The organism is Mesorhizobium sp. P2_B11 (assembly GCF_056404855.1).
Map to the genome: position 1 here is coordinate 194,124 of NZ_JBFUDF010000002.1, position 12,470 is coordinate 206,593.

11 protein-coding genes are annotated in these 12,470 nt (G+C 63.5%); 9 read left to right on the forward strand and 2 right to left on the reverse strand.

Features of this window, described 5'->3' with window-relative positions:
• Nucleotides 1-166 precede the first annotated feature (166 nt).
• The 6 genes from AC1DYJ_RS05345 (at nucleotide 167) to lpdA (ending at nucleotide 7,761) form a co-directional block, all read left to right on the forward strand.
• Nucleotides 167-3,154, forward strand: a complete 2,988-nt coding sequence (locus AC1DYJ_RS05345; protein WP_477289376.1) for a 2-oxoglutarate dehydrogenase E1 component — start codon at nucleotides 167-169, stop codon at nucleotides 3,152-3,154.
• 31 nt (nucleotides 3,155-3,185) lie between these two features.
• Nucleotides 3,186-4,469 carry a 2-oxoglutarate dehydrogenase complex dihydrolipoyllysine-residue succinyltransferase gene (gene odhB, locus AC1DYJ_RS05350; protein WP_477289378.1) on the forward strand — a complete coding sequence of 428 codons (1,284 nt, stop codon included), beginning with the start codon at nucleotides 3,186-3,188 and terminating at the stop codon, nucleotides 4,467-4,469.
• A gap of 10 nt (nucleotides 4,470-4,479) precedes the next feature.
• Complete coding sequence (locus AC1DYJ_RS05355) at nucleotides 4,480-5,061, forward strand: hypothetical protein (RefSeq protein WP_477289379.1); 582 nt, start codon at nucleotides 4,480-4,482, stop codon at nucleotides 5,059-5,061.
• Between the two features lie 65 nt (nucleotides 5,062-5,126).
• A complete protein-coding gene (locus AC1DYJ_RS05360) occupies nucleotides 5,127-5,579 on the forward strand; it encodes a hypothetical protein (protein ID WP_477289401.1) in 453 nt (150 codons plus the stop codon).
• The gene (locus AC1DYJ_RS05365) at nucleotides 5,576-6,331 is read left to right on the forward strand and encodes an SDR family oxidoreductase (RefSeq protein WP_477289381.1); all 756 of its coding nucleotides are present in this window, start codon (nucleotides 5,576-5,578) and stop codon (nucleotides 6,329-6,331) included. The genes AC1DYJ_RS05360 and AC1DYJ_RS05365 overlap by 4 nt, the downstream gene beginning before the upstream one ends.
• Nucleotides 6,328-7,761: a dihydrolipoyl dehydrogenase gene (gene lpdA, locus AC1DYJ_RS05370; RefSeq protein ID WP_477289383.1), complete on the forward strand. Its 1,434-nt coding sequence runs from the start codon at nucleotides 6,328-6,330 to the stop codon at nucleotides 7,759-7,761. Before AC1DYJ_RS05365 ends, lpdA begins: the two co-directional genes overlap by 4 nt.
• 801 nt (nucleotides 7,762-8,562) lie before the next feature.
• On the opposite strand, the gene AC1DYJ_RS05375 is transcribed toward lpdA, so the two are convergent.
• Both AC1DYJ_RS05375 and AC1DYJ_RS05380 read right to left on the reverse strand, forming a co-directional pair.
• The gene (locus tag AC1DYJ_RS05375) at nucleotides 8,563-9,630 is read right to left on the reverse strand and encodes a TraB/GumN family protein (protein WP_477289385.1); all 1,068 of its coding nucleotides are present in this window, start codon (nucleotides 9,628-9,630) and stop codon (nucleotides 8,563-8,565) included.
• Nucleotides 9,631-9,691: 61 nt separating this feature from the next.
• Nucleotides 9,692-10,630: a tyrosine recombinase XerC gene (locus tag AC1DYJ_RS05380; RefSeq protein ID WP_477289387.1), complete on the reverse strand. Its 939-nt coding sequence runs from the start codon at nucleotides 10,628-10,630 to the stop codon at nucleotides 9,692-9,694.
• A gap of 118 nt (nucleotides 10,631-10,748) precedes the next feature.
• On the opposite strand from AC1DYJ_RS05380, the gene rimM reads away from it, so the two are divergent.
• The 3 genes from rimM to AC1DYJ_RS05395 are packed head-to-tail and all read left to right on the forward strand — an operon-like array spanning nucleotide 10,749 to nucleotide 12,470.
• A complete protein-coding gene (gene rimM / locus AC1DYJ_RS05385; protein ID WP_477425980.1) occupies nucleotides 10,749-11,348 on the forward strand; it encodes a ribosome maturation factor RimM in 600 nt (199 codons plus the stop codon).
• Nucleotides 11,345-12,043 carry a tRNA (guanosine(37)-N1)-methyltransferase TrmD gene (gene trmD, locus AC1DYJ_RS05390; RefSeq protein ID WP_477289389.1) on the forward strand — a complete coding sequence of 233 codons (699 nt, stop codon included), beginning with the start codon at nucleotides 11,345-11,347 and terminating at the stop codon, nucleotides 12,041-12,043. The genes rimM and trmD overlap by 4 nt, the downstream gene beginning before the upstream one ends.
• Complete coding sequence (locus AC1DYJ_RS05395) at nucleotides 12,036-12,470, forward strand: DUF4279 domain-containing protein (RefSeq protein ID WP_477289391.1); 435 nt, start codon at nucleotides 12,036-12,038, stop codon at nucleotides 12,468-12,470. The genes trmD and AC1DYJ_RS05395 overlap by 8 nt, the downstream gene beginning before the upstream one ends.

A 12,470-nucleotide genomic window follows, 5' to 3' on the forward strand; every position in this document is an offset into this window, starting at 1 on the left:
CTTGGCTTTTCGAGTTTCGAACGCCCGGAGCGATAGCGAAGGCCCGGAAATGGAATGAAAGCCGACGGCGGTTCGTTGGCTTTGAGGGGGAAAAGGACGGGTAAACCGTCGACATCGCGGCAGTGCCGCAAACGTAAGGAGACGGAGCGCGGCTCCGCTAAGTGACATGGCAAGACAAGATCAGGCCAACGACCAATTTTCGCTCACCTCGTTTCTCTATGGCGGCAATGCCGACTACATCGACGCGCTGTACGCGTCCTATGAGGATGATCCGGAGTCGGTAAACCCCGAATGGCAGGACTTCTTCGCGGCGCTGAAGGACGACGCCGGCGATGTGCGCAAGAACGCCAAGGGCGCCTCCTGGGCGCGGCCCTCATGGCCGCTGCAGGCCAATGGCGAACTGGTGTCAGCGCTCGACGGCAATTGGGGCCTGGTCGAAAGAACCGTCGAAAAGAAGGTCAAGGACAAAGCGGTCACCAACGGCGTCGTGCTGTCCGATGCCGACGTGCACCAGGCGACCCGCGATTCGGTGCGCGCCATCATGATGATCCGCGCCTATCGCATGCGCGGTCATCTGCACGCCAATCTCGACCCGCTCGGCATCGCCAAGCCGCTCGAGGACTACAACGAGCTGTCGCCGGAGAACTATGGCTTCACCGCAGCCGATTACGACCGGCCGATATTCCTCGACAATGTGCTGGGCCTCGAATTCGGCACCATCCGGCAGATGCTGGAGATTCTCACCCGCACCTATTGCTCGACGCTCGGCGTCGAGTTCATGCACATCTCCGACCCCGAGGAGAAGGCCTGGATCCAGGCCCGCATCGAAGGCACTGACAAGGAGATTTCCTTTACCGCCACAGGCAAGAAGGCGATCCTGCAGAAGCTGGTCGAGGCCGAAGGCTTCGAGCAGTTCATCGACGTCAAGTACAAGGGCACAAAGCGCTTCGGCCTCGATGGCGGCGAAGGGCTGATCCCGGCGCTGGAGCAGATCATCAAGCGCGGCGGCCAGCTCGGCATGAAGGAAATCGTGCTCGGCATGGCGCATCGCGGCCGGCTCAATGTGCTCAGCCAAGTGATGGCAAAGCCGCACCGCGCCATCTTCCACGAATTCAAGGGCGGCTCGGCCGCTCCCGACGAGGTCGAAGGCTCGGGCGACGTCAAGTACCATCTCGGCGCCTCGTCGGACCGCGAGTTCGACGGCAACAAGGTGCATCTGTCCTTGACCGCCAATCCCTCGCATCTGGAAATCGTCGATCCGGTGGTGATGGGCAAGGCGCGCGCCAAGCAGGACTATCTGTTCGGCCGCAGCCGCGAGGAAATCGTGCCGCTGGAAGAACGCGCCAAGGTGCTGCCGCTGCTGCTGCATGGCGACGCCGCCTTTGCCGGCCAGGGTGTGATCGCCGAAATCCTCGGCCTGTCGGGCCTGCGCGGCCACCGCGTCGCCGGCACGCTGCATTTCATCATCAACAACCAGATCGGCTTCACCACCAATCCGCGCTTCTCGCGCTCGTCGCCCTATCCGTCCGACGTCGCCAAGATGATCGAAGCGCCGATCTTCCACGTCAATGGCGACGATCCGGAAGCCACGGTCCATGCCGCCAAGGTGGCGATCGAATTTCGCATGAAGTTCCACAAGCCGGTGGTCGTGGACATGTTCTGCTACCGCCGGTTCGGCCACAATGAGGGCGATGAGCCGTCCTTCACCCAGCCGATCATGTACGCCAACATCCGCAACCATAAGACGACGGTGCAGGTCTATGCCGACCGGCTGATTGCCGAGGGTCATATCACCCAGGCCGAAGTCGATCAGATGAAGGCCGACTGGCGCGCGCATCTGGAATCGGAATGGGAAGTCGGCCAGCACTACAAGCCCAACAAGGCTGACTGGCTGGATGGCGCCTGGTCGGGCCTGCGCACCGCCGACAACCAGGACGAACAGCGCCGCGGCAAGACCGCCGTGCCAGTCAAGGTGCTGAAGGAGATCGGCAAGAAGCTGACCGAGGTGCCAAAGGGTTACGAGGCGCACAAGACCATCATCCGCTTCCTCGAAAATCGCCGCCAGGCGATCGACTCGGGCGAAGGCATCGACTGGTCGACGGCCGAAGCGCTGGCTTTCGGCGCCATCCTGCTCGACGGCAATCCGATCCGGCTGTCGGGCCAGGATTCCGAACGCGGCACCTTCTCGCAGCGCCATTCGGTGCTCTATGACCAGCGCGACGAGACCCGCTACATCCCGCTCAACAATCTGTCGGCGGCGCAGGCCGGCTACGAAGTCATCAACTCGATGCTGTCGGAAGAGGCGGTTCTCGGCTTCGAATATGGCTACAGCCTGGCCGAGCCGAAGGCGCTGACCTTGTGGGAGGCGCAGTTCGGCGACTTCGCCAACGGCGCCCAGGTGGTGTTCGACCAGTTCATCTCCTCGGGCGAACGCAAGTGGCTGCGCATGTCGGGCCTGGTCTGCCTGCTGCCGCATGGTTTTGAGGGCCAGGGTCCGGAACACTCCTCGGCGCGTCTCGAACGCTTCCTGCAGCTTTGCGCCGAAGACAATATGCAAGTTGCCAACTGCACCACGCCGGCCAACTATTTCCACATCCTGCGCCGGCAGCTGAAGCGCGACTTCCGCAAGCCGTTGATCCTGATGACGCCGAAGTCGCTGCTGCGCCACAAGCGGGCGGTGTCGACGCTGCCGGAAATGTCGGGCGAAAGCTCGTTCCACCGGCTGCTGTGGGACGACGCCCAGCTGCTGGAGAACCAGGCGATCAAGCTGGTCAAGGATTCCAAGATCCGCCGCGTCGTGCTGTGCTCGGGCAAGGTCTATTACGACCTTTACGAGGAGCGCGAGAAGCGCGGCATCAACGACATCTACCTGCTGCGCGTCGAACAGCTCTACCCGTTCCCGGCCAAGGCGCTGATCACCGAACTGTCGCGTTTCCGTAACGCCGAGATGGTGTGGTGCCAGGAAGAGCCGAAGAACATGGGCGCCTGGTCGTTCATCGATCCGTATCTGGAATGGGTGCTGGCGCATATCGACGCCAAGCATCAGCGCGTGCGCTACACCGGCAGGCCGGCGGCGGCATCGCCGGCGACCGGATTGATGTCGAAGCATCTGGCGCAGCTTGCTGCCCTGCTCGAAGACGCGCTCGGCGAATAGAACTCACACAGAGAAGAAACGGACAGGCACAATGGCTACCGAAATCCGCGTTCCCACTCTCGGCGAATCCGTCACCGAGGCGACCATCGGCAAGTGGTTCAAGAAGGTCGGCGATGCCATTGCCGTCGACGAGCCGCTGGTCGAGCTCGAAACCGACAAGGTGACGGTGGAGGTGCCTGCCGCCGCCGCCGGCACGCTCGGTGAAATCGTCGCCAAGGAAGGCGAGACCGTCGGCGTCGGCGCGCTGCTCGGGTCGATCTCGGCCGGTGGTGCGGCCGCAGCTCCGGCAAGCAAGCAGGAGACCAAGGCGGTGGCGCAGGCGTCGAGCCCGGACGCCGCGCACACGACCAAGCAGGCCGCGGCCGAGACCGCCAAGATCGCCGGCGACAGCCAGGTCGAGGCGCGCACCATGCCGCCGGCGCCGGCCGCAGCCAAGCTGATCGCCGAGAACAATCTGTCGGTCGACCAGGTCTCCGGCTCGGGCAAGCGAGGCCAGGTGCTGAAGGGCGACGTGCTCGATGCGATTTCCAAGGGCGCGCCGTCGCAGCCGGCCGAGACGCCGAGGGCGGCTCCGGCCCCTGTCGCGGTGCGTGCGCCGTCCTCGGGTGACGATGCATCGCGCGAAGAGCGCGTGCGCATGACCAAGCTGCGCCAGACCATTGCGCGCCGGCTGAAGGAAGCGCAGTCGACCGCCGCCATGCTGACCACCTTCAACGAGGTCGACATGTCCGCGGTGATGGCGCTCAGGACCAAATACAAGGACATCTTCGAGAAGAAGCACGGCGTGAAGCTCGGCTTCATGGGCTTCTTCACCAAGGCCGTGACCCACGCTTTGAAGGAGATTCCCTCGGTCAATGCCGAGATCGACGGCACCGACATCATTTTCAAGAACTATGCCCATATCGGCGTCGCCGTCGGCACCGAAAAGGGCCTCGTCGTGCCGGTGGTGCGCGACGCCGACCAGATGTCGATTGCCGAGATCGAGAAGGAGATCGGCCGGCTGGGCATTGCCGCGCGTGACGGCAAGCTGTCGGTCGCCGACATGCAGGGCGGCACCTTCACCATCTCCAATGGCGGCGTCTACGGCTCGCTGATGTCGACTCCAATCCTTAATGCGCCGCAGTCGGGCATTCTCGGCATGCACAAGATCCAGGACCGGCCGGTGGTGGTCGGCGGCCAGATCGTCATCCGGCCGATGATGTATCTGGCGCTGAGCTACGACCACCGCATCGTCGACGGCAAGGAAGCCGTGACCTTCCTGGTCCGCGTCAAGGATAGCCTGGAAGATCCGGAACGGCTGGTGCTCGACCTCTAGGATCGGGTCGGTGGCTGAAACTGCCGAGCCAATCGATCTGTTCGAGCTTGTGACGACAGGCCGGGCGGGGCCCGTTGAGATCGGCAAAAGCAGCCGTGAAACGATTCGAGGCTTGATCGATCCGGAGGATGTGCGGGCGGACAATCATGTTCGCCACGGTGACACCGGATCCGCCTGGTGCATATACGGCACGAATTGCGAATTCTTCTTCAGCCCCGATTTTCGCTTGCGATCGATCAGCATCGAGCCTGTTTTCGGAAGAATGCAACCGGGTGGAATGATGGCGACCTGGCACGGCCATCTGGATGTCGATGTTGGCCGGCATCCCGTGACTTTTGCCGGCACAAAGCCGATAGCGATTCATACCTTGCCCAAGGCATTGCAGTTCCTCAACGAAAGCGAATTCAAATGGGCAATCGGCGGTGGCCGCGAGCGCGACGTTTATATTGAGCTGTCAGAGAGTACTCGCATCCTGACCCTCAAATACGAGGTGAATGCGGTTCCGGTCGACAGGAATGAAAGCGTAGCGTTCGAGATCGACTATTTTCTTTCGAACGTCTTCATCCTCGATCAAGCTGTTGAAGGCGGATAGCAGTGACGATACGTTCTTTCTTGTCCGAAAGCCTGTCGACTGCATCGATAGCGGTCGGCGTGGCAATGATCCCGGCAGCCGCGTACGCCGCCTGTCCGCTGGCGCTCGCCGTCTATGGCGATGCCGAGAGCGATGCCGGCATCGATTTCCGGCCGACGATGGATGCGGTCACCGTCACCAACTCCTTCAAGATGGTGCTCGACAAGGGTGTCGTGCTCGACGGCATCGTCATGTGGACTTCAGGCGTTTCGCGGCCGCACGGATCGCTGATGTACAAATGCCCGACCGGCGACGTCACCGGTGATGAGCTTGCTGCCTGCACGGTCTGGCAGGGCGTCGTCTACAGCGCCGACGACAAGGGCAACATCGCCCTGTTGTCGGCCGAAGGCACGGACGCGCCGCAGAGCCTGATCTTCCCCGACCTCGGGCCGTCGCTGCAGATGTCGTCGGCCTTCGGGCCTGGTGGATTTTCTCAACTGCCGTGGGACGTGTTTCTGCTGAAAGGTTGCCAGGAATGAGCGCGTCCAAGAAAGTGCTGCTGGTCACCGGCGGCAGCCGCGGCATTGGTGCTGCCGTCTGCCGGCTGGGCGCCGCCGCTGGCTACCGCGTCGCCGTCAACTATGCCTCGAACGAGGCCGCCGCCAAGGCGCTGGTCGCCGAGATCGAGGCGGCGGGCGGGGAGGCTTTTGCGGTCAAGGGTGACGTCGGCACGGAGGCCGACATCGTCGCCATGTTCGAGGCGGTCGACAGCCGCTTCGGTCGGCTCGATGGCCTGGTCAACAATGCGGGCGTCGTCGACGTCAAGGCGCGCGTCGACGAGATGAGCGTGGCGCGGCTGGAACGCATGATGCGCATCAACGTCATCGGCTCGTTTCTGTGCGCCCGCGAAGCGGTCAGACGCATGTCGAGCAAGAACGGCGGCAAGGGCGGCGCCATCGTCAACATCTCGTCGGCGGCGTCGATACATGGCTCGCCCGGAGAATATGTCGACTACGCCGCGTCCAAGGCGGCGATCGACACTTTCACGCTTGGCCTGGCGCGCGAAGTCGCAACCGAAGGCGTGCGCGTCAATGCGATACGTCCGGGCATCATCGACACCGAGATCCACGCATCCGGCGGTCAACCGGACCGGGTCGAGAGGTTCCGCGACATGCTGCCGATGAAACGCGCCGGCACGGCGGATGAAGTCGCGCATGCGGTTCTCTATCTTTTGTCGGATGAAGCGTCCTATACGACGGGCGCGATCCTGAATGTCAGCGGCGGCCGTTGAGCGCCAAGCAAAAGGACACCATCATGGCTTATGACGTCGTTATCATCGGATCGGGACCGGGCGGCTATGTCTGCGCCATCAAGGCGGCGCAGCTTGGGCTGAAGGTCGCGGTGGTCGAGAAGAACGCCACTTTCGGCGGCACCTGCCTCAACATCGGCTGCATCCCGTCCAAGGCGCTGCTTTATGCCTCGGAAATGTTCGCCGAGGCCGGCCATTCCTTCGATACGCTCGGCGTCGAGATACCGGCGCCAAAACTCAATCTGAAGAAGATGATGGCGCACAAGGATGCGACCGTTGCGGCCAACGTCAACGGCGTCGCCTTCCTGTTCAAGAAGAACAAGATCGACTCCTTCCGCGGCACCGGCAAGGTGGTCGCCGCCGGCAAGGTCTCGGTCACGGCTGAGGACGGCAAGGTCGAGGAGATCGAGACCAAAAACATCGTCATTGCCACCGGCTCCGACGTCGCCGGCATTCCCGGCGTCAAGGTCGATATCGACGAGAAGGTGATCGTGTCGTCGACCGGCGCGCTGTCGCTGGCCAAGGTGCCGGAGCGGCTGGTGGTGGTCGGCGGCGGCGTCATCGGTCTCGAGCTCGGCTCGGTCTGGGCGCGGCTCGGCGCCAAGGTCACCGTGGTCGAATTCCTCGACACGATCCTGGGTGGGATGGACGGCGAGGTGTCAAAACAGTTCCAGCGTCTGCTGTCCAAGCAGGGTTTTGAGTTCAAGCTCGGCGCCAAGGTGACAGGCGTGACCAAGGCCAAGAAGGGCGCGACGGTCACCTTCGAGCCGGTCAAGGGCGGCGCGGCCGAGACCATCGAGGCCGACGCGGTGCTGATTTCGACCGGACGCCGCGCCTATGCCGACAGTCTTGGGCTGAAGGAAGCCGGCGTCGAGGTCGATGAGCGCGGCCGGGTCAAGACCGACGGGCATCTCAGGACCAACGTCGCCGGCATCTACGCCATTGGCGACGTCATTGCCGGACCGATGCTGGCGCACAAGGCCGAAGATGAAGGCGTGGCGGTGGCCGAGACCATTGCCGGCCAGGCCGGCCATGTGAACTACGATGTCATCCCGAGCGTCGTCTACACCAGCCCGGAAATCGCGTCGGTCGGCAAGACCGAGGAGGAACTGAAGAAGGCCGGCATCGACTACAAGATCGGCAAGTTCCCGTTCACCGCCAACGGCCGGGCGCGCGCCATGCTGCACACGGACGGCTTTGTGAAGATCCTCGCCGACAAGACCAGCGACCGCGTGCTCGGCGTCCACATCGTCGGCTTCGGCGCCGGTGAGATGATCCACGAGGCGGCGGTGCTGATGGAGTTCGGCGGCTCGTCCGAAGATCTCGCCCGCACCTGCCACGCGCATCCGACCATGTCGGAAGCGGTCAAGGAAGCGGCGCTGGCCACCTTCTTCAAGCCGATCCATATCTGAAAGGCCAATCATAAACTCTACTCCGGAGGCCATCTGACGCGACTTTCTGCGCTTCCGGTGCTCACGGACTTGAATGTCCGCTGCGCTCCGGTTCTCGAAAGCCACGCCAGCTGACTCACCGGAGCGAGTTTCTAATCGGCCTTTCGCGTGGTTGCCCAAAACAAAACGGCCCGCTTTGCAGCGGGCCGTTCTTCGTTGGAATCAGGGGCCAGATCAGTTGGCCGGTGCGGGCGCCGGAGCTGGCGCGGGAGCAGGTGCCGGGGCGGGAGCTGGCGCAGGAGCCGGTGCGGGCGCAGGGGCTGGTGCGGGAGCCGGTTCGGCGGGCTTCATCGGTTCAGCCGGTGCAGGCGCGGGCGCCGGTGTGCTGGCTGCCGGCGGCTCGGCGGGTGCCGGATGCTCGCCGCTTCTGCCGAAAATATAGTACGCAACAATCGCAAGGATGACGACGACCAGCGCAATCAGCCAGCCGCTGCCACCACCCGACTTAGGAGCTGGGTCGTTAGGGTTCGCCATAAAAGTGTCCTCCGTGGATGAAAAGCATCAATCAACACCCATCAACGCGCAACCGTTGAACGGGTTTCATACTAGGCCTTGAAATTGCCGAACGCAGGAAAATTCTGATTCGCAATCTCTTGTTGGCCAGTATTTCCCCCGCAAAATCAATCACGAACGGGTGGAAGCGAGCTTAGCTGGCCTTTTTCGCCAAAAATAGGGCCAACCTGCCTTCGGGCCGCGAATCAGCTGCGAATACGGACGAGCCGGGTCTTGGGTGATTCGGTGCGCGAGAGGCGACGGCGCAAGTCAGTCGACGGCGGTGACAGTGTAGCCGGCTTTGCGAAAATCCTCGATCAGACCTTCGGGGCCGGGAAGATGCAGGGCGCCGACCGCCATGAAGGCATTGCCTTTGGCCAGGATCGGCTGCGCATGGTCGACCATGACCTTGTTGCGGTCGGTGACCATGGCCTGCTCGAAGGCGGCGTAGCCTCCGGCGTCGTCTTCTTCGCCTGGGGACATTGATCGCATCAGCGGCCAGAACGTGCCGGTATCGCCGCGCTGGTAGAGCACGATCATGGTCTCGTTGATGTCGTTGATCTTGTCGCCGAGCTTCAGGGTTTCAACCAGCCCCTTCATGTGAAAGGCGAGCGGCAGCGAAGCCATGGCGCGGAGCTGGCCGGCGGCGGTCTCCAACCCCTCCACCGGCTTGCCGTCAGCCTTGGCGTCCTCAGCCAGCTTGACGTCGAGAACCGGTGCGCCGCCTGCCTGGCGGGCGACCTCGCAGACCGGCAGCGCGACCATGGCCGACAGCAGCCACGGCTTCATCTTGGAGACGCTCGCCGGCGGAATGCCGCGCGCATCGAGCCCCTTGTTCACCACCGCCAGATCCTGCGGCGACAACAGCGACGACAGCGTCGTGCTGTCCGTGAACATCATCAGCTCGGGCTCCTTGAGCATGGCCTCCATCATCTTCTGCTTGTCGAGCACGTCGGTGGTCTCGATGATGATGGTGCCGGCGGCGTCATAGGCCTTTTGGGCGGCAGGCGGCAGCGTGGTCACGCGCGGGTCGGTCATGTGCATTGTGCCGAACAGGAAGGACGGCTTTTCGCCGGATTTTTCCAGCTTCCACAACAGACCTTTGCCGTTGAGCGTCGCCGCCGCTTCGGTCTCGATCCTGGCATAGGCGGCAGGGTCGTCTTTCTGCAAGGTGGACATCAGGTCCGACCCGGCACAGACCGGGGCTTCGGCATGTGCCTTGCCCATGGCGAGCAGCAGAACGACGAGGAAAGACAGGAAAAACAGGGCGTTGAGCGCCGCGAGCAGCTTCAGCGACACAAGGGCCGCGCGGTCGGCAATGGCGATGACGCGTTTCATGATCGCTTTCTAGGACGGAAAAGCGGCGAAACGGTTAATCGATGGCGGGAAATTGAACGGTTCACGCCCTTGGATGCGCGGACTCGTAGATTTCGAGCAGCCTTGCGGTGTCGACGCCGGTATAGACCTGCGTCGTCGACAGGCTGGCATGGCCGAGCAGTTCCTGGATGGTGCGCAGGTCGCCGCCGCGGCCGAGCAGATGGGTGGCGAAGGAGTGGCGCAGCGCGTGTGGGGTGGCAGTATCCGGCAGGTTGAGCGCCGAGCGCAGTTTGGCCATGTCGCGCTGGACGATGGCCGGATTGAGCGGTCCGCCCCTGGCGCCGCGGAACAGCAGGCCCTTGGGGTCGAGATGATAGGGGCAAAGCTTTCGGTATTCGGCGATGGCCCTCAGCGCCACCGGCAGCACCGGCACCAGCCGCGTCTTGCCGCCCTTGCCGGTGACACGCAGCACGGTATCGGTCTCCGAGGCCAGGTCGGCGGCACTGAGGCCAAGTGCTTCGGAAATGCGCAGGCCCGAACCGTAGAGCAGCGTCAGCACAGCGGCGTTGCGGGCGGCAATCCAGGGTTCTTCCGCCAATTGGCCTTCCACCGAGACGACATGTTTGGCGTCGCTGGCGGTGAGCGGCTTGGGCAGCGATTTCGGCTGGCGCGGCGCGCGCAGCGCTGCTGCTCCCGCGGCGTTGGCGAGACCGCGCCGTTCGAGGAAACGCAGCAGCGAGCGGATGCCCGCCAAGCCGCGCCCAAGCGTACGTGCGCCGGCCCCGGCATTACGCCGCGCGGCAAGAAAGCCGCGCAGGTCGGCTGGACGCAGAGAGGCGATGTCGGAAATGCCGGGCGAGCCGCCGCAATGTCCGGTCAGGAAATGCAGGAACTGGCGCGTGTCGCGCTCATAGGCTTCGACCGTCGCCGGCGACAGCCGGCGTTCGCGCGCCAGCATCTTCAGCCAGCTTTCGCGCGCTGCCTGGAGGTCAGGTTTTGCCGGGATGAGGAATTCCTGCATGCGGCCATTATCCGGTGGTCGGGTTAGGAAGCGGTGAAGAACCCGTCATTGAAATGGCCACGGGCGATCATTGAAATGACGCCGGTAGGGCGGTAGAGCAAGGCAAAGGATATCAGCCATGTCGAAGCCCCAGAACCCCGTCCAGATGGCCGTGATCGGCGCCGCCCATGGCATCAAGGGCGAACTCAGGGTGAAGACCTTCACCGGCGAACCGCTGGCGCTGGCCGATTATGGCCCGCTCTATGCCAAGGATGGCCGCGCCTTCCAGATCATCGACATAAGGCCGGCCAACACCGTCGTCGTGGTGCGTTTCAAGGGTATCAGCGACCGCAACGCCGCCGAGGCGCTGGCCGGAACCGAACTGTTCGTCGACCGCTCGATGCTGCCGGACGATGGCGAGGAGGACGAGTTCTACCATGCCGATCTCGTCGGGCTCGAGGTCCGTGACGACAAGGATGCGGTCCTCGGCAAGGTGGTCGCCGTGCACAATTTCGGCGGCGGCGACATTCTCGATGTCACGCTCGGTGGGCGCAAAGGCGTATTGATCCCGTTCACACAGGCCGCCGTGCCGCAAGTGGCGGTCGCCGAGGGTTTCGTCCGCGTCGACCCGGTCGCCGCCGGGCTGGTCGAGGACGAGGATGGCGAGGCGCCGCGCGAAGAGAACTTCGACGCGAAGGGCAGGCCGCGCGGGCCGCGCGACGCCGGAGGCAACCGGTGACGTTCAAGGCATCGGTGCTGACGCTCTATCCCGAGATGTTTCCGGGTGGGCTTGGCCTGTCGCTGGCCGGGCGGGCGCTCGAAGCAGGCACATGGTCACTGGAAGCGGTCCAGATCCGTACCTTCGCTGAGGATCGCCACCACACGGTCGACGACACGCCGGCTGGCGGCGGCGCCGGCATGGTGATGCGCGCCGATGTTCTGGCCAAGGCGATCGACCACACGGCGCCGTCCGGCGATCCGCGACCGAAACTGCTGATGAGCCCGCGTGGCAAACCGCTGACGCAGGCGCGTGTGCGCGAACTGGCGGCCGGGCCGGGCGCGGTTATCGTCTGCGGCCGCTTCGAAGGCGTCGACCAACGTTTGATCGAGGCGCGTGGGCTGGAGGAAGTGTCCATCGGTGATTTCATCCTCTCCGGCGGCGAGCCGGCGGCACTGGTGCTGCTCGACGCGGTTGTGCGGCTGCTGCCCGGCGTCATGGGCAATGCGGTGTCGGGCGAGGAAGAAAGCTTTGAGAACGGCCTGCTCGAGCATCCGCACTACACGCGGCCGCAGGAATTCGAGGGCAGGCCGATCCCCGACGTGCTGGTGTCAGGCAATCACAAGAAGATCGCGGCATGGCGGCGGGCGGAGTCCGAGAAGCTGACGAAGGAGCGGCGGCCGGATTTGCTGGATGAGCGCGGCCAGAATGGCTGAGATTGCCCAGAGTTCAGCGTCGCTGCGGTTCTTCGGCGATGATCTCAATCCAGCCGAACTCACGAACCTTTTGGCAGGCCAACCGACCTACGCCGTTCGAAAAGGGGATTTTCATACACATCCCCCAAACCAGCCACCTCGTGTGGCTCTCAAGGGGTCCTGGAGGCTGTCGTCAGGACGCGTCAAAGGTGATCAACTGGATCATCAGATCGCAAAGATCCTGAACATGCTCACGTCGGATCTTGTGGTCTGGGCTGATCTCGTGCGGCGGTTCGAGCCGGATATGTTCTGCGGCGTGTGGCTTGATGAAGAAAATCAGGGTTTGGCATTGACCCCAACTACGCTGCAAATGCTGGGCGAGCGTGGCATCAAACTGGAACTCGACATCTACTACGCACCGTCAGGGCACAGCGACTACGATTCGTGA